Source organism: Rhodoflexus caldus (genome assembly GCF_021206925.1).
GTDB lineage: Bacteria > Bacteroidota > Bacteroidia > Cytophagales > Thermoflexibacteraceae > Rhodoflexus > Rhodoflexus caldus.
Genome location: NZ_JAJPRF010000001.1, coordinates 496,897 through 519,424, shown reverse-complemented (window position 1 = coordinate 519,424; position 22,528 = coordinate 496,897). Strand labels below are relative to the sequence as shown.

The window sequence follows — 22,528 nt, the reverse complement described above, 5'->3', positions numbered from 1 at the left end:
GATATCATGGTGGCTGTAGCACGGGTGTTCACCTCTTCCCATTCCGAACAGAGAAGTTAAGCCCCGTAGCACCAATGGTACTGCCGTAACAGGTGGGAGAGTAGGTCGCCGCCAGTACTTTAAAATCAATCAACGCCTTTCTGCAAAGACCGCAGAAAGGCGTTACTGTTTTATAACCAATCAACACCCAACAACAACAGGGGAGATATTCCCGTAGTGCTCCCCAACTATGGCAGACACAGGCTAAAATTGGAGTGGGTCGAACTTGCGAAAATGACCGTTCATGCGAATGATTTCTTTGGCACGTTCTGTTTCACGAACGATATTGATTATTTGATACAGACAGCCGCCAATGTAGTCTAATCGCTCGCTTTCTGTTAATAAACTTAATACCTGATATTGTTGTACAAGCGAAAGTCCGATTTTGTGTGCAACTTTATAGCTGAGGAATGGTGCATCAGCTTCAAAGTGATGTTGGACTTTCATTAATCGGTAAAGCTCGCTTATTTGTTCAAGAATTTGTGTGCGGGCTATGATATCGCTGTCGTCTTCAATCGGGAGGAATGAGACATTGCCGCCGGCATACAGTTTGCCGGGCATCGTTTGGAAAAAATCATTGATTTGAAAAATACGAGTCCCTTCTACTCTTATATCCATCGTGCCGTCCGGATATTTTTTTACAAGCTCTTTGATTCGCACTTCTGTACCGATTTCCTGAACGGCATTATCCAAAAACACAGGCATACCAAATGTAGTATGGTTGCTTAGCGACTCTCCGATAAGTTGGCGATAACGGGGTTCAAATATGTGCAGGTTGAGCGTTTCGTAAGGATAAACAACGATGTTTAGCGGAAAGAAGGGTAGCGTCATGTTGAGTCAGATTATGCCAGTAACCATTTTCTTGCGGATTCCTGATTACTGAAATAGCGGGTTTGGAATATGGATTCAGTTTCTTCCATTGTTTGTTCAATGGAGAGTTGCACAATCAGGTCTTCGCTTACAATAATCGCTAATTTTTGGGCGCCGTTGCTTACCATAGGGACAACAATATTTTCTGCTACCCATGCCTGTAAATCGGGGTGGATAGCAAAGCGCATGTTTCGGGTATCTATTTCTATCAGGCGTACTTTTTTTTCCTGAGAGGTTTTCAGATAGGTTTGATTAACAAATTTGAAATCATCATCTGTCATGTGTTCTGAGGCCGGTTTCCAAACAGCGATAATAAGTTGATGCATGGCATCGTAACTTACATCGATAAAGTCATTGGCTAAAATCGTTTCCATAATATTTATGAGGTTGATATGATGATAAATTTAGGACAGAAATTGCTTATCGCCAATGACAAAATCTGATTTAACCAAAATTTATTCGGATATATTTTACTTGGGGTATATGCTGTACGAATAGTACATGATAAAAATTGCGCTTGTTACGATGAATGTTATCACAATGGCAATACCGATAGGCAGCGTGCTGAATGTGGCTATAATAGCACTTGCAATGCCGCCCCAAAACCATATTTTAGCTCCTAACTGATGTGTTTTACGCCATACTTCTTCGTTTTCCAATGTCCAAGGTGTGCGGAACCCGACGAAGTAGTTAGGCCGAATGTTGTTCATGTAGTTTCCTATAACGCTGATAAATAAGGCTAAGGCTATTGGGATAAGTCGGCCCGCCCCCAAGGCGATACTTCCGTTTACCATAGATTGGAAAACGAAAAATGAAATGATGCTTAGTAAAAGGGCAACGGAAAGCAATATTTTATCTAAATGGACTGATATATTGCCTTTTCTTTTGGCTGTTTTGGGGTCAAGTTGTACAAGTAGTTTGGTGAAGAAATAACCGCCTGCATTCAGGCAGGGCAGCAAAAAAATATAAAATAAACTTTTGGGCGCAAAGCCATCTGCTTCTCCGTTGAGGCCGAAATGCACAGGCATTGGATTGGGGAGTTGCGGATATAACCACAGCCCGTAGGCCAAAGGGGCTATTATGAGCAAAGTGGCCAGTAAATCGGTGCGATTGAGTTTCATAGTCATCGGAATTGAGGTGAATGGTTATTTATTGGGTGCTTTGAATCGGAACAGCCACTCTAAAATCTCATCTACGACGGTCATATTGAGGGAATAGACAATAAACTGTCCTTTTTTTTCGCTTATCACAAGTTCTGCCTGTTTTAGCAGGTCAAGATGATGCGAAATACTTGGTTTACTGATTTGGAAATGTTCGGCTATTTCGCCTGCTGTCAGGTCGCGGTCTTTCAGTAGTTCAAGTATTTCGCGTCTGGTGCTGTCGTTTAAGGCTTTAAAGATGGTATTCACGCTTAAAGTGAGTTAGATATTTAGATAAACGTCTAAATATATGAAAAGTTGCATGAAATTTTTTCGGTACAGTTAGCATAACTTTGAAAAAGATAAACTACGCTGCTATTGATGAACGGGATTTGGGAACAGTATAAACGTCTGATTATTGCGATTCTGATAGGGGTACTGGTTTTTGGGCTTGTGCAATCTGCATATTATTTACTTGATAAGTATCGCAATCATCCGGCATGGCCGTTAATTCCGGCCGGTGCGGTGGCTGTTTTTGAAATAAGGGATGCGGGTACACAATGGCGCAATATTCGTAATAGCGCTGCGTGGGAACAACTTCGGCAAGTGCCTTTTTTCAGTCGGATACATCAGCAGGCAGCACGTTTAGACAGTGCAGTGGCAGACTATTCTCTGCTAATAAATGAGCAAACAATTTATGTCAGTTTGCATGTAACGGCCAAGAATGATTTTGATGCGGTATTTTATATTCCTGCTGAATCGTCTACGGAGGATGTATTACAGAAACTGCAACGGCTTTTTGTCGATTTTCAGCCAATGCCCAGAGAAACGCGGGTATATCAGGGGGAGAATTTGTATGAACTTATGGACAAAACCCACAGCCGCGTATTTACTTTTTTGCTGGCAGATGACTATTGGGTAGGCAGTTTTACGCCGTATCTGATTGAAGATGTGGTTCGGACGTATAACAGTTTGGGTCGCAATAATTTTCAGAGTGCTCATGCAAGCCTTTTTACGGCAAGGCAGTTGGTGGCCGATACGCCCGTGCGCTTGTATGTAAACTCCCAAAAACTGAAAGAGTGGATAGGGGTTTTTGCCGAAGCAAGCGACATGGATATGTTGGCACATTTGACAGATGATGTGTTGCTTGGGCTGGAGATAGAGAAAAACAGGTTGCGTTGGGTTGGGGCAACGGCCAATGAACGGGAAAATCAACTGACTTATTTTTTAAAAGACAATCCACCGTTGCCGTTGCGGCCTATTGCAGGCCGAATACCCGGCGAAACGGCTTATTTATATCGTTTGGCTGCGGCAGACGGGGGCTTGCTGTACCGGCAACTGAGAAAATATTGGTCGGTTCATCAGCCGTTATTGCTCGATGCGATGGATTCGCTGGCAGATAAGAGCAATCTGGATACAGAGGCTTTTTATCAATTGCTGAGTGGTGAAATGGCGTTGGCTGTTTCAGAACTTTCTGCCGAAGGCATGGCAGACCGATGGGCGCTGGTAGCTGCCAAAGATACGCGTAAGGCCTTGCGGATATTGGAACAAGCGGCGAAGGAGATATTGCCTACGCCCAAAGATACGTTGTTTAACGAGCGGTATGGCAAACTGCGGATAGTGCAGTTGCCCTTACCCGAATTGCCCAAGTTATTATTTGGCGAAGGTTTCGGAGGATTCAGGCAAGTATTTGCGGCGGCCAATGAGCAGCATCTGATTTTTGGCAACAGTTTAGCTGCTATCAAGCGCTATGCGGATGATATTGACAGAGGCAATACATGGGCTTTGCCGGAAAAGCAATATCTGTTTGACGGAATGGATTCCGCATCGCATGTGAGCTTGATTGTTAATCACAAACGCAATTGGAGTCGGCAGCAAAATTATCTGAACCCGGAAACAGAAAAGCGCGCGATTGCTTATTTGCGCAGATGGCTTTTTTTTACGCACTTCGGCTTGGAGTTGAACGGAAAACCACAAGGACACTTTGCTGCAAGGGTTGTATTGGGGCATAGCGACAGGAAAAATACAGGCAGCGGAGAGCCTGTGAAGTTATGGGAGGTAAACGTAGGTAGCCCGCTGCGCGAGCAGCCCCAGTTGGTTATCAATCATAATGACCGCTCCGTAGAGTTGATTTTTCAAGACCAAAATAATAACCTGCATTTGGTATCGGCCAACGGTAAAAAGTTATGGAGTTTGCCGATGGGCGCAGCGATTACAAGTAACTACTCGCAAATAGATTATCTGAACAACGGCAAGCTGCAATATCTTTTTACAACAACTCATGCGGTTTATCTGATAGACCGTTTGGGGCGAGTAGTTAGCGGATTTCCGATAAAACATGACTGGGGAGGGGTTTTAGACCAGTTGGGGGTGATAGATTACGATAATACCAAAGATTACAGGTTTGCAGTTTCAACCAATAACGGAGATATTTTTCTGCTCAATAAAAGCGGGCAATTGCTGCAAGGATGGGCGCCCCGAAAAATATCGGGTACTGCGGCAGTGCCTCTGATGCATGTGCGCACACAATCCAAGGACTGCATGGTTGCCGTTCAGGAAGACGGCGGGGTGATGCTCATGAAAAGAAACGGCGAAAGCTACTCCGGATTTCCGGTGCTGTTGCAAAAGCGGGTCTATCCGGCGGCTTTGGTAGAGCCCGGGACGGATTTTGCCGCCTATTGCGTGAGGGTGCTTACTGAAAACGGAGAGTTATTAAAAATTAATTTCAATGGGCAAATTGTAGCCCGCGAGCAGTACTACGACGATGCCGGTGGCGGTTATTTCACTTTTTGTACCGACCGCAGCGGCAGCGGGCGATGGATAGTAACCCGACAGGTGAATAATGTGCTGACAGGCAGCGGTATCAACGGAAAATGGTTGTTCCGTATTTTGTTGGCAGACGACAGCCCTCATTTGGTGCAGTTTTTCGGCTTTGGTGCAGGAGCCGATGTGGTTGCCGTAACTAACACAAAAATAGGTGCTTGTAAACTGTATCTTACCAATGGGGATTTATTGACACGTGAAGCAATACCTACTCGTTTGCCGGTATCTGTTCGCTTAAATGAACAAAAGCAGATATTACAGGTGTTTGTCGGCAATCAGAATAAATTACAGGCTTGGGAGGTGGCATTATAGGCACTGTCGTCATTAAATTTTGCAGTAATTTTGCAAAACGCTTACCACTATTCTTAATACCACCACACACGTGAAAAAATCAATTTTCCTGTTCTTATTCATTGCCGCATCGCTTAGCCTTTCGGCACAAACCGCCTCTACTCAAAGCCGACTGTTAGACGATTTGCGCACACTTGCTTCTGTTGAACTGGAAGGCAGGCGAACCGGTACGGAAGGAGCCGCCAAGGCGCGAAAGTTTCTGAAAAGCAGATTTGCGGAAATTGGGCTGAAACCTGCGTTTGGCAACAGCTATGAGCAGCCCTTTGAGTTTAAAACCCGACGCGGAGAAACTTTGCAGGGCGTTAATTTGGCAGGAGTGGTTGAAGGGCGCAACAAAAACCTATGGATAGTGGTTTGTGCACATTACGACCATTTGGGAAAAACAGGAAACGATATTTTCCCGGGTGCTGACGATAACGGCTCCGGCGTAGCTGCCCTCTTAGCGCTGGCAGAGCGATTTGCCAAAGAAAAGCCCCAGCATAACATGCTTTTTCTTACACCCGATGCGGAAGAAATGGGCTTGCACGGCTCCCGCTATTTTGTTGCCAACACACCGTTCCCAATTGAGCAACTGGCACTGAATATCAATATGGATATGGTAAGCCGCAGCGATACGAAGGAACTGTATGCCGTAGGCACCTACCATTATCCTTTACTGAAAAAAATTATTGCCGGCCAAACCTTTAAAGGCTTTTCGCTCAAATTCGGGCACGACGAACCCCATAAAGGACAGACAGGCGATGATTGGAGCAATGCCTCCGACCATGCACCGTTTCATCAAAAAGGCATTCCTTTTATCTATTTTGGTACGGAAGACCACGAAGACTATCACAAGCCCACCGATACATTTGAGCGCATACAACCTGAATTTTTCTCTGCCGTAGTAGTTGGTATCGGCAACAGCCTCCGGTTATTAGACCAAAATCTTAGCTCTGTTTATAAGCAAAAGTCCAAACGTTAATGAGAACGCCTGTTTTCAGATTTTCCATAGCTGTAATAGCAGGTATGGGACTTCTTGGGAGTTGTAACACGCAACGCACAACCGTTGGTACAACTAACGAGAGCCGCACACTCGCTTACATCGGCACACAACCCGTGAGCGTAGGAGAGTTTCGCTATTTGTATGAAAAAAACAATAGCGCCGACTCAACGGCCTACTCTGCACAGGATTTGAGAAACTATCTGGAACTTTTCGTCAAATTTAAACGGAAAGTAATGGAGGCGCGCACGTTGGGGTATGATACTACCCGCGAGTACAAATCGGAGTTTGAAGAATACAAAAAGCAACTTGCCAAACCATATCTTTCCGTAAATGCCTACACAGACCGTATGGTAAAAGAGGCTTACCAGCGGTTGCAGGAAGAAATCAATGCTTCGCACATCCTGATTAGTTGCAAGCGGGATGCCTCGCCGCAAGATACGCTGGCGGCTTTCCGTAAAATTCAGGAGTTGCGCCGCAGAGCACTTGCCGGCGAGGACTTTGGCATGTTGGCTGCCACTTATTCGGAAGACCCTTCGGCAAAAGAAGAGAAAGGCAATTTAGGCTACTTCACTGCCTTGCAAATGGTTTATGACTTTGAAACAACGGCCTACAACACACCTGTCGGGCAAATCTCCGACATAGTGCGCACACAGTTTGGCTATCACATCGTCAAAGTATTAGACCGCCGTCCTAATCAGGGGGCTATCAAAGTAGCGCATATTATGGCGCGTTTCCCCGAAAGAGGCACTTCTGCCGACTCGGCAGCCGCCTTGGAGCGCATCCGCGCTATTCAAAGGCGTTTAAAAATGGGGGCTTCTTGGGATTCTCTTTGTTTGGCTTACAGCGATGATGCCAACTCGCGTGATATTGGCGGCGAACTGCAATGGTTCAGCATCGGCACCATGATTCCTGCATTTGCAGAACCGGCTTTTCAGTTGAAAAACATTGGCGATATATCCGAGCCTGTGAAAACACAGTACGGATGGCACTTAATCAAGCTCAAAGAGCGACGCCCCATAGAGCCGTTTAGTGAATTAGAGCCGCTGCTTCGCCAAAAAATCAATAAAGACTCGCGCGGGCAAATCAGCCGAACGTATTTAGTGGCCAAGCTCAAAAAAGAAAATCGGTGGGTAGAAGATGAAAAAGTAAAGCAGCTACTGCTTGCCATGCCCGATGCGTCTATTTTGCAGGGCGAATGGAATTATGACCGCGCCTCTAAAGACCTTTCCAAAATAATTTTTACCATCAACGGCAATCCGTACTTGCTGCGCGATGCGGCGCTGTTTCTGGAAAATAATCAAGGGATGGGGCAGCGACCGGGCACAGTGCTGAAAAACTTTGTCAATGAACTTTACGAGCAATTTGTCGCTCAATCATTGATTGAATACGAAGAAAAACATCTGGCCGAAAAATATCCCGAATATGCCTACCTCATTAATGAGTACCGCGAAGGCATTTTGCTTTTTAAGATTATGGAGGAGCGGGTATGGGGCAAAGCCCTCACCGACAAGGAAGGGCTGCAAAACTTTTTTAATAACAATCGCAACCGCTACCAGTGGCCTGACCGTGCGCAGGTGAGTATTTATACGGTTTCATCGGCTGAGGTACTTCAAAAGGTGAAAGAGGAATACAAGAAAGACTACTATTTAGACAGCGATATGTCGGGTTTGGGGCAGATAACCTACGCCGTCGGCCAAACGCTGCCCGATTCGGTTACGGGGAAGTCCCTTGCTCAACTGCTTAACTTTTTGCGACGCGATACAACCTCTATCGTAGAGATGAGTGTTGATTATACGCCTCGGGAAAGCCGTCAAATCGCACAGGAAAGGATGCGCCGATTAAAAGAGCGTATCATTGCTGCCGGTATTAGTCCGCTGCGTATTGCCGAAGCATTGCAGCCCATTAAACAAGGCAGTACGCCGCAAGCCAAGCTGACTGTGTACGGCCGTAACAAAAGAATTATGGTGCAAAACCTGAATCGTGAAGTCCCGCTCTCTGTACAACTGACCGAAGGGCTTTTCGGCAAGGGAGAAAACCCCATAGTAGATGCAACGGCTTGGCGCAAAGGAGATTATGAGTTGCAAGTTGGCGGCCGATGGCACTGGGTCATTATCCACGAAGTACAACCGGCGCGCCTGAAAGAGTTAAGTGAAACCAGAGGAATTGTTGTGGCTGATTATCAACAGTTTTTGGAGGCTGAGTGGCTCAAAGAGCTGGAAAATCGCTATCCGCTGCGCTTAGAGCAAAATGTTTTTGACCAACTGATTCGCAAAAAATAAAATGAACGCTTCGTTTCAGAAATTATTTATGGCAGGTGCTGTGGCTGCCGCTTTGGCGGTTGCCATTGGGGCATTTGGTGCGCACGGGCTCAAACCTATGCTGGCAGCAAGCGGCAGGCTGGAAACTTTTGAAACAGCAGTCAAGTATCATTTCTACCATGCCTTAGGCATGATGATATTGGCAATATGGGCAAAAGTAGCCGAACAACAGACAGTAACACGCGCCGGATGGTTGTTGCTGGCCGGCACGTGTATTTTTTCCGGTTCGCTGTACGCGCTTTGTCTGTTGAACATTGGCTGGTTAGGCGCCATAACGCCTGTGGGTGGTGTGCTTATGATTATTGGCTGGGCATATGCTGCATGGGCGGCAGTCCGTTCTTAGTCTGTTTCTTCCTCGTCGCTTTTTTTCTCGTAGCGGTCGTAGGCTGCAATAATCTTCTTTACGAGTTTATGGCGCACAACATCGCGCTCGTGCAGCTCAACAATGCCGATACCTTCAATGCCTTGCAGAATTTTCAGTGCTTCAACCAAGCCCGAACGCTGCTTGCGCGGCAAGTCAATTTGGGAGCGGTCGCCTGTGATAATCATTTGAGAATGAGGCCCCAAACGGGTAAGAATCATTTTCATTTGCATGGCAGTCGTATTTTGCGCTTCATCTATGAGGATAAAGGCATGGTTCAGTGTTCTGCCGCGCATAAAGGCGATGGGGGCAATCTCAATGATATTTCGCTCCTGATAAAATTTAAGTTTTTCGGCAGGAATCAGGTCTTCTAAGGCATCATATACAGGGCGCAGATAGGGGTCTATCTTTTCCTTTAAATCTCCGGGCAGGAAGCCAAGGTTTTCGCCTGCTTCTACGGCAGGGCGCGTGATAACAATTTTTTTTACTTGCTTGTTTTTCAAGGCGCGTACTGCTAATGCTACTGCCAAGAAAGTTTTACCTGTTCCGGCCGGGCCGAGCGCAAAAACCATATCATTATTCATGGCTGCCTCTACCAACTTGCGCTGGTTGGCAGTGCGGGGCTTAATGGCTTCGCCGCGTACGCCGTATAGAATGGTTTCGTCCGCATCTTTGCGAATTGCCCATTCGTCTTTATGCTCGTTGAGGTAGGCCTCTATGTTATCAGGCGTAACCTTGCCAAACTTGTTGTAGTATTCCAGCAAGCCGTTGATAAGTTCATTGATGCGAACAATCTCGGCGTTGTTGCCTTGTATGCGCAGTTCGCTGCCTCTGGAAATAATTTTTGTATGCGGGAAGGCTTGTGCAATGTGGCGCAAATTGCTGTTTTCTGCACCAAAGAAATCTACAAGTGAAACATCTTCCAGTTGAATGACTTTTTCTACCAAACTGATTTTTGTTTTAGGCTTTTACGGATACACTAAGATACATGGTTTAGCCGAAGTAACAATCTACTCAACCCAGTGTAATTTGAGCATGTTTGTCCGGCGCGACTCTTCGCTCATAGGTGTAGTAGCAGTGCTGATAAATAAATCTCCCTGCCGCAAATAACCTTTTGATACGAGAATTTTTTCTGTTGCTTCAAGTGTCAGGCGTGTACTTTGAAATTTGTCATAATAGAAACAACGAACGCCCCAAAGTAAGTTCAGCGTAGTTAGCAGATGCTTATTTTCGGTAAATACGAATATGCCCGCATTGGGTCGTCGGCTGGAAAGCTGAAAAGCACTGTATCCTGAACGGGTGATACAGATGAGTGCTTTGGCTTCGGTCAGCTCGGCCAAGCGGCAGGCAGCATGACCAATCATGTTGGCACTGTACTCGTTCTTGTTGCCTTCTTTGGGCACGTCATGGTATTTGTTATAGATGCCGCCGTGATTTTCTGCTGCTGTCAGTATGCGCACCATACTTTTAACGGCTTCAACAGGATATTTCCCGCTGGCAGTTTCGGCGCTGAGCATAACTGCATCCGTTCCGTCCAATACGGCATTGGCAACATCGTTGGCTTCGGCACGTGTCGGGCGCGGGTTGGTAATCATACTCTCCATCATCTGTGTAGCAACAATCACAGGTTTGGCCTGTTCTACGCATTTCTGCACAATTTTCTTTTGCCAGAGTGGCACTTCTTCCATCGGTATTTCTACGCCCAAATCGCCGCGTGCAACCATGATGGCATCTGTTGCCGCAATAATGCCGTCAATATTTTTCAGCGCGTGCGGGGTTTCAATCTTGGCAATGATTTTGGTTACTTTGCCGCTTTCGTTGATAATGCGGCGCAAGTCGTTGAGGTCTTCTGCCTGACGTACAAAAGAGAGGGCAACCCAATCCACATTGTTGGCAAGCCCAAACATCAGGTCTTCCATGTCTTTGGGTGTCAGAGAAGGCTCAGAAACCAGTGTATTGGGCAGGTTGATGCCTTTTTTTGATTTGATAAGGCCGCCATATACAACCGTCGCAAAAACTTCTGTTTCGGTAACGCTATCTACTACAAACTCCAAATTTCCGTCATCAATCAGAATCGGCTCGCCGGGCTTCACGTCTTTGGCAAGGTTGTAAGTAGAGGTCAGGCGCGCTTTGGTACCAATGCCTTTTTCATAGGCAATAACGACCTTTTCGCCGGCTTCTACCATAATACCGTTGTTTTCTACCTCGCGCAGGCGGATTTTGGGGCCTTGCAAGTCTTGCAGAATGGCAACAGTCATTTCCATTTCCTCATTCAGTTCACGAATGAGCCGAATAACTTTCAGGTGGTCTTCGTGGCTGCCGTGCGAAAAGTTCAAACGGAAAACATCTACACCTGCCAGCATAAGTTCGCGTAATTTTTCGCGGGAGTTGGAGGCAGGGCCTACGGTTGCAACTATCTTTGTTCTGTTGTAATTCTCAGTCATCATAATTCCTGTTCGGATGCAGGCGCATGGTTAAAAGCGCACTTGCCGTTAGTTTTGTCGGCGTTAAAGTTATGTTTTTTTGAGAAATTAAAGGTGCTACATTGGCAGAAGTTCTGATTCGGCAGAAAATTGACGGCGGGCAAAGGTTGCTTGCCGTATTGATAGACCCCGATAAAATGTCATTTGATGATAAATCATCCGTATGGCAGTTATTGGGCAGGCATCGTCCTGATTTATTGTTGGTAGGCGGCAGTTTGCTTACCCTTGGAGATGTGCACCAAACTGTTACATGGCTCAAAGCCCGTTTTGACTTGCCTGTATGGCTGTTTCCGGGCAACTATCAGCATCTGACACCCGCAGCCGATGCGCTGCTGTTGCTCTCCTTGGTTTCGGGGCGCAACCCCGAGTTTTTGATAAGCCAACATGTGGCAGCAGCCCCTTTGATTCGGCGGATGAATCTTGCGGCTATCCCAACGGCCTATATGCTTGTAGATGGGGGCGTACCGACAACCGTTTCCTACATCAGCAATACGCAACCGATACCTGCCAACAAGCCCGATGTGGCCGTTGCCACGGCAATGGCAGCCGAGTTGCTGGGTATGCAAATGATTTATCTGGAAGCCGGCAGCGGAGCGGCTAACCCTGTACCGCCGACTATGATAACAGCCGTTCGGCAGGCGGTCGGTTTGCCGTTAATCGTTGGCGGCGGCATCCGTTCCGCCCAATCGCTTGAAAACGCCTATCTGGCCGGGGCGGATATTGCCGTTGTCGGCACGGCTTGGGAGCAAAATCCCGCAATCATAGCCGAGATGATTGCCGTCAGAAACAAATTCGGCAATTAGTCCGACTAAAAAGCTATCTTGCCACAAAAAACGAACAAGCAATATGTTATCACCTGCGCAACTGAATGCTTTGGCAGACAAAATCAACGCTTCCGTAGATTTGCCATTTGTGAATGAGGCTATTGAAAAACAAATGATTATGACTGTTTTACAACAACTTGGCAGCGTAATCGGCAGTATTTTGAGCAGCGAACAACTCTCGGCGCTCGGAGATGCCAACAAGGGGCTTTCATTAGATGCCGCTGCTAAGAACAGTTTGCAAAACGACCTGATGAAGCAACTGTCGGGCAAATTGGATTTAGGCATTTTGAACAGCGCCATGGGTAGCGGCGTATCAAAAATTATTTCCGAGACCTTAGTGAATGCCATGCAGAAAGGCAACAAGTTGTAAAATCTATATCTTTGCTTTTGTCAGCATTGACAGTTGAACAACTTGCGTAAGTTTTTATATGCTTTTCAGGTGCTTGTACTGATGTTGTTCGGTACAAATGAGTGCTTTGCCCAGCAGGTAAAGCCTGTCGGGGCTTTTGAAAAAAAAGCGATTAAACTGGGTGAACAGGTGGCATATACCCTTGTTTTGCGGCATCCGTCGTCAATGGAAGTGCGATTCCCCGATACGCTGTTCAACTACAAACCCTTTGAGTTGGCCTCCAAAAAATATTTTGATACACGCACCGACCGAGAGGGCATCAGCACCGACAGCGCCGTTTACATCCTGACGACCTTCCAGACCGACAGCCTGCTGCATTTTGCAGTACCGGTAATTGTCATGCGCAACGGGGATACCACTACTCTTTGGACGGATTCCGTCTCTGTTTTGGTGGAAAGAATTGTTCCTGCCGCCGATGTGGAAGGTGCCAAACTCATCCCGACAACCGACTACTTTGAAGTAAACAAAGGTTGGAATTACCCCTACATCGGTGCGGGCATCCTTGGCTTTCTGATTTTTCTGGGCGTTTTTTATCGGCTTTTCGGTGGGCGAATCCGCAAGGCTTTTCGCCTGCAACGCCTGCGCCGTCGCTTTGAACGCTTTATGAACGAATACCTGCCCTATACGCAACGACAGCTCAATCCCGCAGATGCCGAGCACGCCCTTGCCATCTGGAAAAGCTACCTGCAAGGATTGCAGGGTATCCCATACACAACTTATACCTCCAAAGAAATAGCCGAGATTTTGCCCGACAAGGCCTTGCAGCAAACCCTTAGACAACTTGATTTGGCAATTTACGGGAAGAAGACAGACGCGACAACAGTTCAGGCCACCGTTTTTCTGGCAGATTTTGCCAAAGATGCCTATCGCCGTAAAGTAGAGGAGGTGCGCAATGCCTGAGTGGTTGTCGTGGAAATGGTTTCTGCCCGCTACCCTGCAACAGTTTGACTGGGGTACGGCTCCCTATCAGGGGTATTACTTTTTTGTGATGATGTTGTTGCCGGTACTGTATATTTTGCGCTGGCTGATACACTTCCGCAATCGTCAGAAGTTGGAAATTGCTTTGTTGGAGCGCGATACTACCGACGACGCATGGGCATGGTTGCGGCATATTCCAAGTATATTGCTGTTATTGGCGCTGAGTATGTTCGTGCTGGCTTTAGCACGTCCGCAGCGTACCAATGAGCAGGTAGAACGCTCGCTGGAAAGCATAGATATTATTTTGTGTATAGACATATCCGAGTCTATGCAGGCAGAAGATTTTCGCCCCAATCGGCTGGAAGCCGCCAAAGAAGTGGCGCGCAAGTTTGTGGCAGGTCGCACACAAGACAAAATCGGTATTGTGGTTTTTTCCGGCGAAGCCTATTCCCTCAGCCCGCTGACAACCGATTATAACTTGTTGGAAACCTACTTGAAGGAAATCAACTTTGATATGATTCCCGACGGCGGTACGGCTATCGGCAGTGCTTTGGGAGTGGCTACCGTCCGCATGAAAGAATCGCAGGCGAAGACAAAAGTAATCATCCTGCTAAGCGACGGCGAAAATACCGCCGGCAACATAGCCCCCGAAGATGCCGCTAAATTGGCATTTGCCGATGGTATCCGCATTTATACCATCGGTGTGGGCAAAGAAGGGCGCGTACCGATTGGCAAAAACGTGTTTGGCGATACGCGCTATATTGAAAACAGCATGGACGAAAGCACCCTTCGCAAACTGGCGGAAATTGGCGAAGGGCAATATTTCCGCGCGCAGGACAACAGCACACTGGCAGAAATTTTCAGTCGGATAGACCGTTACGAAAAAGTTCAGGTCAAAGAAAAACGCTTCCGCGATGTAAAAGATTACTATCAGGTGTATCTGATGTGGGGGCTGATTTTCTTCCTATTGTGGCTTTTGCTGAAAAATACATTCATTATGAATGCATTGGAAGATTAGCGCAGTCTGTCCATGGAGCGCACCAGCATTTCATCGCGGCGAATAAACCGATTGGCCAGCGCATTACACACCAGCGCAACCCCGGGCATGTAAAAGCCGATGCCGTAAGCGCCTTTCACGGCGGGCAAGAAAAACTTTTCGCCTTTGAAAGACAACAGCACTTCTCCAATCAGTACACCGATAATTACCAAAGTATTAATCAGGTTAATCATTACCTGCAACTTGCGGTTCTTGTAGCTGAACAGTGAGATACTTGCCAATACAATGGCCACCGCAGCGCCGATTCCCAGATAGATAACGTTTTGTTTGTGCACAACCTGTCCGTTGGCTTCGTGCAGCAGGGTGGCAATAGTCAGCGATGCTTTGGCGCCTGTTTCAGGGTTCTGTTTGTTCCATACAGGGAAAAACAGCATCAGCGTCATGGCAATCATCACCAATAACAGAAAAACCGATTGTATGCGTTGAATCATGTGTAACAAAAACTAATTTTAAAGCCCAAAAATAGGGCAAAACACAAATCATTTTATGCAGATTTCCGTAAAACATATTATTGCGGACGAAGAACTTAAAAAAGCCTTCAATATTCGGCGTAACGTTTTCGTTATAGAACAGCAAGTACCTGAAAACGAGGAATATGACGAGTTTGAGTCATCCAGTCGTCATTTTTTGGCAATAGCAGATGGCATTCCGTGCGGAACAGCGCGCTGGCGATTTACTGATAAGGGAATAAAAATGGAACGTTTTGCCGTATTGGCTGATTTTAGAGGTAAACAGGTGGGCACTGCATTAGTGGCGGCTGTACTGGAAGACATCAGACAACATCCTGAAAGTAAAGGCAAAACACGTTATCTGCACGCACAGTTATCAGCTATGCCTCTTTATGCCAAATTTGGGTTTCGGGCAGAAGGCGAAATGTTTTCCGAATGTGATATATGGCATTACAAGATGGTGCTGCCGCCTAACCAAAATGAAGCGAAATAAACACAATGTTATCTAATGAAATAATCTTTTTTGCCGGTTTTACGGTCTTTATAATCGGCATTTTGGCGTTGGACTTAGGGCTGTTCTCTAAAAAAGACCACATAGTCAAGTTCAAGGAAGCTGCTGCGTGGAGTGCCGTTTGGGTGCTTTTTGCGCTGGGTTTTTATGTCCTGTTAGACCGCCAAGGGCATCTGATACACGACATACAAAGTTATCAGGACTTGGAAAGGGTTGTTAATACCTACATGGCGGGCAAAGTTGTGCTCTATCCCGATGATTTTGAGCGAAGTTTAGCCGTCTATCGCGATACCATTTCGCTGGAATTTATTACAGGCTATCTGCTGGAATATTCTCTTTCGGTAGATAACATTTTCGTTATCATCATGATTTTCACTTCCTTCGGCGTGCGCGAAAAGTACTTTAAAAAAGTACTTTTTTGGGGCATTTTGGGGGCAATTCTGATGCGCTTCATCTTTATATTCGTTGGTGCAGCGCTGATACAGACTTTTGCATGGGTGATGTATCTGTTTGGCGGCTTTTTGATATATACCGGCATCAAAATGTTCCTCGAGCGAAATGAGGAAGAATCCATCGAGCCTGCCAAGCATCCTGTTGTGCGCATAGCCGCCAAATGGTTTCGGGTATATCCGCGCTATGTACGCAATCGCTTTTTTGTCAAAAAACACGAGCACTGGCATCTGACCCCGCTTTTTGTCGTAGTGATGATTATAGAATTTACCGATTTGATTTTTGCGGTAGATTCCGTTCCGGCAGTGTTTGCCGTAACGCAAGACCCCTACATTGTGTTCTTCTCCAATATTTTCGCTATTCTGGGGCTGCGTTCCATGTTTTTCTTCCTGTCCAATATTGTTCATATTTTCCACTACCTCAAAGTAGGGCTGTCTTTATTGCTGGTGTTTATCGGTACGAAAATGATAGCCCATCATTGGTTGTCGGAAATTGGTTTCACAACCATCCACTCATTGTATGTGATTTTGGGAATTTTGGGCATAAGTATTGTTGCTTCTTTGTTGTTCCCTGTAAAAGAGCCTGCTACGGCAACTGCGCCTGCACATGAAACTACCATTGAAGAAAATGTAGAGCATGTGAAGGAAGAGTTGGCCAAGCGGCTGGAATAAGCAACAAGTACCATGACAAGAGCATATTTCATTGCAGCTCTGGCAGCGTTTGTATTTGCGCTTGGTGAGTGGCTGCCAACCGACAGGCACACGAACGGTAATTTTGGCTTGCCTGCTCATATGGCGGTTGTCATAGATTCGCCGCCCTCAGAAACGAATACGGCCGATGAAAAAAAAGCGCAGGCTGCGGAGTTGCGCAGGCAGGAACTTACTTCCGATTGTCGCTGCCCGCAAACCCTGCGCGACTCCATCGTATTTGAACAGGTGGAGGCCGCTTTTCTTGCCAATTATTACGATACGCTGCAAATAGACCTCAATATTATTTATGCGGCAAACCGCAATATTGAGCAGGCAAGGCGCGAGCAAGACCGCCGCCGCCGCCGAGTAGAAAAGATACATCAGACACCCGGGATGTATGAGCAACTGCGCAAAAAGCAGGCAACGCTGCACAGTATTAAAACGCAACTCTGTTGCCTGATAAAATTTGCCAAGCAAGACATGGGGCGCAGCAATGTAGGCGATGAAATGGAAGATATGCGAACGCATCCCACCATGAGAAAATACGGTGAGTTGCAGGCAAAAATCAATAAAAACCTCGGGCTGCTCAATATTGATTTGGAAGAGTACCGCGAGGCGCGCGGCGAACAGGCAGTACAACTGTTTCGCGGGATGGAGAAACAGTTCAACGACTTTGCCGGCCGCACGAAGGGCTATTCCGACGATTCCATCCGCCAAAGCCTGCGCGAACCTGCCAATATGATAGTGGTGCAGCAGTTGAAAGCCTATTTGTTTATGAGCAAAATGCAACCCAACATCAACTGCAACAGTGGCGTAGGGCATTGGTTCAAGGGCTTGCCCCCCGACCGCGTCAGCGATATAGACCCTAAATCCGACTGTGTCGGCTATGCCGTATCGTTGGGCAAAAATCACAACCTTCTCATCATGCGAGTGCGAGGAACGAGTTTAAAAGACAATCAACCCATTGACCGAGTGATTGCCGTTGTTTGGCGCAAGGTGAGGGAGGTAAATAAATCGCCCGATAAGAAGCCCTCCGAGGTGCAAGTGGCGGAAATAGGCGCGGTTGATTTGCTGTAAGACCTGTTGCTTTTTGCAAATCGCTTGCGTTGCCGTATCCGCACTCATGTTACTTTCATCTTGCGAACCATTTTAGAGAACAATGCAGGGAAGAATCGCTTCACGTAAACGCCCAGCAACTCCTTGGCGCCTGCCACGTTGATTTCTTCTTTATCGCTGCGGATGGCTGCCAGAATTCGTTCTGCGCAGACCTCTGCCGGAATACCGTTGGCTTGTGCATCGTCCATTGTGCCCTGTTTTTCGCCTGTTCCGATGAACGCATTTACGGAAACCTGTGTGCGGATGTAGCCCGGGCAAACGATTAGTACCTTGATATTTTCACGCCAACATTCGGCACGCAGCGAATCAAAAAAGCCGTGCAGCGCATGTTTAGATGCGGCGTAGGTAGAGCGCAAAGGTGTGCCAAACTTACCGACCGAACTGCTGATAACGACAAAACGCCCCGACTTTCGCGCCAGCATTGAAGGCAGTAAGGCCTTGGTAAGAATCAGTGCACCAAAGAAATTGGTTTCCATAATAGCCCTGTCCACCTCTACAAGCGTGTCTTTGGCCAGCGCCCGCTGACTGACACCGCCATTGTGCACCATAATATCCACTTTGCCGAATTGGGCAAGTGCTTCTTGGGCTTTTTCGGGGAGCGTATGGCCTGCGGCAAGGTCTAAGGGCAAAATCAGGAGTTGTTCCTGTGGCAGCCCGCAAGTTTTTGCCACGCGCTCCAATTCTTCGCGCCGACGGGCAGAAAGTATCAATCTTACGCTCGGGTCTTTGGCGAAGGCATAAGTAAGCGCCTCACCTATGCCCGAGGAAGCCCCTGTAATCCATATAACTTGACTCATATTTTAACCGGTGTTCTTGCGCTTAAAGTTAGGTTGTTTTGCTGTTCTAACCGCTCGGTTGTTGCTACTTTTGCTCAATATTTACTGCACAGTATCGCCCATGCTACCCCGCATCACCATTATTACACCCTCTTTTCAACAGTCAGCTTTTCTGGAACAGACGATTCAGTCCGTCATAGCACAGGATTACCCCAATCTGGAATTTTTTGTGATAGACGGGGGCAGTACCGATGGCTCTGTGGAAATTATTCGCCGTTACGCCGCGCACATCAACTGGTGGGTCAGCGAAAAAGACAACGGGCAAAGCGATGCCATCAATAAAGGCTTGCAACGAGCCGGCGGAGATATTATCACTTGGCTCAACAGCGATGACGTGTTGTTCCCCAATGCGCTCTATACAGTCGCCGAGTTGTTTGGCAAACATCCGCAGGCATGGGTTGTGCATGGGAAAACACATCTTTTCGGCGAAGGTTTCCCCACAACCGAAAAGGGAGCGCCCGTTCCCTGCTCCGAGGCACTTTATTTGGCCAAACTGCCTTTTCCGCAACCTTCGGCATTTTTTCGCAGAGAGGCACTGCAAGCCGTGGGGCTGATAGATACCTCGCTGCACTACGGGATGGATTATGATTTATTCCTTCGCATGTATTTGCAGGGGCGCGACTTCATCGGGACAACAGCCGTTTTATCGGGCTATCGGTTGCACAAAGATGCCAAAGGAGTAGCCGTACAAGCACGTTTTGCCAAAGACTATGCCCGCATTTTTGCGCGATTGCTCAATAGTATGTCGTCGCCCGATGCGCACCTCTTGCGCATGGCAGCCGATGCAGGTTTATTGTTGGCAGAGGAGGCGCGCTACGAAGTCAAAAGGAACATCCCGCCCGAGGCTTTGCAATGGGCACTTTTTGAAAACACACTGGCGCGGTTGAGTTTCCTGTATGAAGCGCTTGCCCTGCCCGAAGCACGCCGATTGGCGGTTTTTCTGCGCGAAGAGGCACCCGATTTTTGCAGACAACACCCCGAAATTTTGCAGATTGCCAACCGTAGCCGTTTGCCTGCCGGCCTGATTCGTCTGCTGCGCATGTTCCGGTAGCGGTGTATTTTTTGGCAGGTTTGTATGCAGTTTGCATAACTTTTGTCGTTATGGAAATACTATCATTTCCAACGACAATGTTTCAACGAATTTTAGCCTTTTGCGGGCTTGCTTTTTTTCTGTTGATTACGGCCACCTCTTATGCGCAGTTGAGTACAAACAATAAAAGAGCGGAAAAACTGTATGAAGAGTCTAAGGAGTTCTTGCGCCGCCGCGACTTTGACCGTTGTATAGAAAAACTGCGAAAGGCCGTAGATATAGACCCCAATTTCCTTGAAGCGCATTATGCACTGGCAAATGCACTCAATACGCTGCGCCGCACCGAAGAGGCAGAGGTACACTATCGCAAGTGCCTCACCATCAGCCCCGATGACCGAAAACTTGCGCCTGTTTATTACCAGATTGGTGTTATTGATTTCAGCAAAGGCGATTATGCTTCCGCACAAGCCAAGTTGGAAAAGTTTTTGGCAATGGGAGTCGGCAATAACAACCAGATACAAGATGCGCGCAAACGGGTAGCTTCCTGCAAATATGCGGCAGAAGGCATGAAAAAGCCGGTAGAGTTTAAACCCGAGCCCGTGCCTGCACCGCTCAATCACCTGCCTTTGCAGTATTTTCCTGTTCTTTCTGCCGACCGACAGCAAATTATTTACACGGCGCGCGAAGGTTTTGGCAGTTCACAAGACGAGAATATTTTCATCAGCTATCTGCAAGATGGCAAATGGACACAACCGAAAGTCATTGACGAATTGCGCACCCCCTACAACGAAGGCACGTGTACGATTTCTGCCGACGGGCAAACCATGATTTTTACCATTTGCGAAAACAGAGATAAGCAAATATACGGCAGTTGCGACCTGTTCATCAGCTACCGCACGGGCGACCGATGGTCAGAGCCTCAAAATATGGGGCCTGCGGTCAATTCCCGTCACTGGGATACGCAACCCTCTCTTTCGGCTGACGGCCGCACACTGTACTTTGTGTCCGACCGCCCGGGAGGCATTGGCGGGCATGACATCTGGGTTACACAACGCCACGAAAGTGGGCGCTGGGGTGAAGCCGTCAATCTGGGGGCTCAAATCAACACCCGCGGCGATGAAGTTGCGCCCTTTATCCACGTAAACGGTCAAACACTCTTTTTTGCTTCCGATAACTACCCGGGCTATGGCGGCTACGATTTGTACAAATCGGAACGCACGACCGCAGGTTGGGGCAAGCCTGTCAATTTGGGCTACCCCATCAATGACCATCGCAACCAAATGGGGCTTTTCATTACGGCCGACAGTAAAAAAGGCTACTATTCGCACGAGGAAAATATAGGCAATCAACTGATTTCCAGTCGGATTTATATGTTTGACCTGCCCGAAGAAATTCGTCCGGCAGTAGCTTCCAACTATGTAAAAGGCATTGTGCGCGATGCTGCTACTAAAAAAACGCTTGCAGCCCGCATAGAGTTGATAGACCTTGCCACCGACAGCGTACAGCAGCAAGTTTCTTCCGATGCTGCCAACGGCCGCTACCTGATTGTGTTAAATAAAGGTTCGGAATACGCACTTTATGTCAATCGGGAAGGCTATCTTTTCAAAAGCCTGACTTTTAACTATGCCGAACAGGACGGCAAAGATGTTGAGATAGACATTGAACTGGAACCGATTAACAAAGGCGCTAAAATCGTATTGCACAATATTTTCTTTGAAACAGGCAAATGGGAACTTCAACCCAAATCGGTTACGGAACTGCGCAAACTGTCTGCTCTGATGAGGCAAAATCCGCAACTAAAAGTGGAAATTGGCGGGCATACTGATGATGTAGGTTCAGATGCTGCCAATTTGGAACTTTCCCGCAAACGAGCGCAAGCAGTGGTCAGCTACCTCACGCAAAATGGCATTGACGCATCGCGGCTGATTGCCAAAGGCTATGGCGAAACAATGCCGCAAGTTCCTAACGACAGCGATGTAAACCGCGCCAAAAATCGGCGCATTGAGTTTAAATTGCTGTAAACGAATGGCATTTTGTGCAACTTTTTGCGTGAAATCCGTATCTTTAATGTAGCAAAACATAAACAAAATACGGTGGAAGATATCTTTATCATAGGGGTGATTATGTCGGTGCCTATAACGGCAATCCTATCGGCTACCTTTTTGAAATATAAAAAGCTGGAACTTCAGCAAGGCAAAGAAAAAAATCAGACATCTGCCCAATTGGAGCAAATACTGAAAATGACACAGTCGCTTGCCAAAGAGAATGCGGAATTGCGTCAGCGGATTGAAAATCTGGAAACGATTGTAACGCTTGGCGATATTTCTGCCGATTTTAAACAAGTAAGAGAAAGCAGCGGCGCCGGTCAAGAACTGCCCCCTGCCGGTCAGGAAAATATGCTCAGCGGCGAAATTGCCAAAATTATTGCCGACCGCAAGAAGTTTCGCTAAATGTGTGAAAGTACGGGCGGTTAGCAAAGAAGATTTTTTAAGTTTCTGAATATCAGCAGATTAAACCCGATAGGTCGTAGCAGTCTATCGGGTTTTTATATCGTAAGCATCCCCATTTGCAGATAGTTAGGTACAACTTTCAGCGCGCTTTGTTGATACACAAACCCGATGGTGTTTCAAGCTACGTAAGGTTTAAATACTTGTTTTTCAGAGTTTTGCATAAATCTAAAATCTCAAATCCGACTTGCGAAATGTCGGTTTGTTTGACTCAATTGCATGGTGTATTTGATGTGCCTTTTTATGTGCTAAATTGCGGTTTGTGCAGTAATCTGTTGCATTTTGTATGGCAAGAAGCAGACTATGCAGTGCGAAAGTGCAACAGTGCACAGGATGCTGAATCCGCCACCACGCGAAAAAAATCGC

Annotated in this window: 21 protein-coding genes, 1 rRNA gene and 1 pseudogene; 14 read left to right on the top strand and 9 right to left on the bottom strand. The window is 47.0% G+C overall.

Going from position 1 to position 22,528, the window contains the following annotated elements:
- The first annotated feature begins 5 nt into the window (after positions 1-5).
- A 5S ribosomal RNA gene (rrf, locus tag NDK19_RS02195) occupies positions 6-117 on the top strand.
- A gap of 126 nt (positions 118-243) precedes the next feature.
- Here the strand turns inward: rrf and NDK19_RS02190 are convergent.
- The 4 genes from NDK19_RS02190 to NDK19_RS02175 form a co-directional block, all read right to left on the bottom strand.
- Positions 244-870 (bottom strand): LON peptidase substrate-binding domain-containing protein, encoded by a 627-nt coding sequence (locus tag NDK19_RS02190; RefSeq protein WP_250630192.1) that lies wholly within the window; start codon positions 868-870, stop codon positions 244-246.
- Positions 871-881: 11 nt separating this feature from the next.
- Entirely contained in the window at positions 882-1,283 is a 402-nt protein-coding gene (locus tag NDK19_RS02185; protein WP_250630191.1) for a hypothetical protein, read from the bottom strand.
- A gap of 96 nt (positions 1,284-1,379) precedes the next feature.
- Positions 1,380-2,030 (bottom strand): SdpI family protein, encoded by a 651-nt coding sequence (locus NDK19_RS02180; protein ID WP_250630190.1) that lies wholly within the window; start codon positions 2,028-2,030, stop codon positions 1,380-1,382.
- 24 nt (positions 2,031-2,054) lie between these two features.
- Positions 2,055-2,318, bottom strand: a complete 264-nt coding sequence (locus tag NDK19_RS02175; RefSeq protein WP_250630189.1) for an autorepressor SdpR family transcription factor — start codon at positions 2,316-2,318, stop codon at positions 2,055-2,057.
- A gap of 111 nt (positions 2,319-2,429) precedes the next feature.
- On the opposite strand from NDK19_RS02175, the gene NDK19_RS02170 reads away from it, so the two are divergent.
- The 4 genes from NDK19_RS02170 to NDK19_RS02155 all read left to right on the top strand — a co-directional run bounded on the left by NDK19_RS02170 (position 2,430) and on the right by NDK19_RS02155 (position 8,865).
- Entirely contained in the window at positions 2,430-5,183 is a 2,754-nt protein-coding gene (locus NDK19_RS02170) for a DUF3352 domain-containing protein (protein ID WP_250630188.1), read from the top strand.
- A 70-nt stretch (positions 5,184-5,253) separates the two neighbouring features.
- Positions 5,254-6,183, top strand: a complete 930-nt coding sequence (locus NDK19_RS02165) for a M28 family peptidase (RefSeq protein WP_250630187.1) — start codon at positions 5,254-5,256, stop codon at positions 6,181-6,183.
- On the top strand, positions 6,183-8,483 hold the full coding sequence (locus NDK19_RS02160) for a peptidylprolyl isomerase (protein WP_250630186.1): 2,301 nt from the start codon (positions 6,183-6,185) through the stop codon (positions 8,481-8,483). The genes NDK19_RS02165 and NDK19_RS02160 overlap by 1 nt, the downstream gene beginning before the upstream one ends.
- A 1-nt stretch (position 8,484) precedes the next feature.
- The gene (locus NDK19_RS02155; protein ID WP_250630185.1) at positions 8,485-8,865 is read left to right on the top strand and encodes a DUF423 domain-containing protein; all 381 of its coding nucleotides are present in this window, start codon (positions 8,485-8,487) and stop codon (positions 8,863-8,865) included.
- Here NDK19_RS02155 and NDK19_RS02150 read toward each other — a convergent pair.
- Positions 8,862-9,830, bottom strand: coding sequence for a PhoH family protein (locus NDK19_RS02150; RefSeq protein ID WP_250630184.1), 969 nt, complete (start codon positions 9,828-9,830; stop codon positions 8,862-8,864). The genes NDK19_RS02155 and NDK19_RS02150 overlap by 4 nt on opposite strands.
- Before the next feature lie 63 nt (positions 9,831-9,893).
- Positions 9,894-11,330: a pyruvate kinase gene (gene pyk, locus NDK19_RS02145; protein ID WP_250630183.1), complete on the bottom strand. Its 1,437-nt coding sequence runs from the start codon at positions 11,328-11,330 to the stop codon at positions 9,894-9,896.
- Positions 11,331-11,428: 98 nt separating this feature from the next.
- Here pyk and NDK19_RS02140 point away from each other — a divergent pair, with 98 nt between their 5' ends.
- A complete protein-coding gene (locus NDK19_RS02140; RefSeq protein ID WP_250630182.1) occupies positions 11,429-12,169 on the top strand; it encodes a geranylgeranylglyceryl/heptaprenylglyceryl phosphate synthase in 741 nt (246 codons plus the stop codon).
- Positions 12,170-12,172: 3 nt separating this feature from the next.
- Here the strand turns inward: NDK19_RS02140 and NDK19_RS16985 are convergent.
- A pseudogene (locus tag NDK19_RS16985) lies at positions 12,173-12,475 on the bottom strand (hypothetical protein); the annotation flags it as partial.
- Between the two features lie 127 nt (positions 12,476-12,602).
- On the opposite strand from NDK19_RS16985, the gene NDK19_RS02130 reads away from it, so the two are divergent.
- Positions 12,603-13,499 carry a hypothetical protein gene (locus NDK19_RS02130; protein WP_250630180.1) on the top strand — a complete coding sequence of 299 codons (897 nt, stop codon included), beginning with the start codon at positions 12,603-12,605 and terminating at the stop codon, positions 13,497-13,499.
- Positions 13,492-14,535: a vWA domain-containing protein gene (locus NDK19_RS02125; RefSeq protein ID WP_250630179.1), complete on the top strand. Its 1,044-nt coding sequence runs from the start codon at positions 13,492-13,494 to the stop codon at positions 14,533-14,535. Before NDK19_RS02130 ends, NDK19_RS02125 begins: the two co-directional genes overlap by 8 nt.
- Here NDK19_RS02125 and NDK19_RS02120 read toward each other — a convergent pair.
- A complete protein-coding gene (locus NDK19_RS02120) occupies positions 14,532-15,005 on the bottom strand; it encodes a DUF4293 domain-containing protein (RefSeq protein WP_250630178.1) in 474 nt (157 codons plus the stop codon). The genes NDK19_RS02125 and NDK19_RS02120 overlap by 4 nt on opposite strands.
- 55 nt (positions 15,006-15,060) lie before the next feature.
- Between NDK19_RS02120 and NDK19_RS02115 the strand changes: the two genes are divergently transcribed.
- From NDK19_RS02115 to NDK19_RS02105, 3 genes are read left to right on the top strand one after another with little or no spacing between them, the layout of a single operon-like run.
- Entirely contained in the window at positions 15,061-15,516 is a 456-nt protein-coding gene (locus tag NDK19_RS02115) for a GNAT family N-acetyltransferase (RefSeq protein WP_250630177.1), read from the top strand.
- A gap of 5 nt (positions 15,517-15,521) precedes the next feature.
- Entirely contained in the window at positions 15,522-16,655 is a 1,134-nt protein-coding gene (locus NDK19_RS02110; protein WP_250630176.1) for a TerC family protein, read from the top strand.
- A gap of 12 nt (positions 16,656-16,667) precedes the next feature.
- On the top strand, positions 16,668-17,750 hold the full coding sequence (locus tag NDK19_RS02105) for a hypothetical protein (RefSeq protein WP_250630175.1): 1,083 nt from the start codon (positions 16,668-16,670) through the stop codon (positions 17,748-17,750).
- 44 nt (positions 17,751-17,794) lie between these two features.
- Here NDK19_RS02105 and NDK19_RS02100 read toward each other — a convergent pair whose 3' ends face one another.
- Positions 17,795-18,586, bottom strand: a complete 792-nt coding sequence (locus NDK19_RS02100; protein WP_250630174.1) for an SDR family oxidoreductase — start codon at positions 18,584-18,586, stop codon at positions 17,795-17,797.
- A 100-nt stretch (positions 18,587-18,686) separates the two neighbouring features.
- Here NDK19_RS02100 and NDK19_RS02095 point away from each other — a divergent pair, with 100 nt between their 5' ends.
- The 3 genes from NDK19_RS02095 (at position 18,687) to NDK19_RS02085 (ending at position 22,105) form a co-directional block, all read left to right on the top strand.
- On the top strand, positions 18,687-19,676 hold the full coding sequence (locus NDK19_RS02095) for a glycosyltransferase family 2 protein (protein WP_250630173.1): 990 nt from the start codon (positions 18,687-18,689) through the stop codon (positions 19,674-19,676).
- Positions 19,677-19,753: 77 nt separating this feature from the next.
- Positions 19,754-21,676: an OmpA family protein gene (locus NDK19_RS02090; RefSeq protein WP_250630172.1), complete on the top strand. Its 1,923-nt coding sequence runs from the start codon at positions 19,754-19,756 to the stop codon at positions 21,674-21,676.
- A gap of 72 nt (positions 21,677-21,748) precedes the next feature.
- The gene (locus tag NDK19_RS02085) at positions 21,749-22,105 is read left to right on the top strand and encodes a hypothetical protein (RefSeq protein WP_250630171.1); all 357 of its coding nucleotides are present in this window, start codon (positions 21,749-21,751) and stop codon (positions 22,103-22,105) included.
- Positions 22,106-22,528 lie beyond the last annotated feature (423 nt).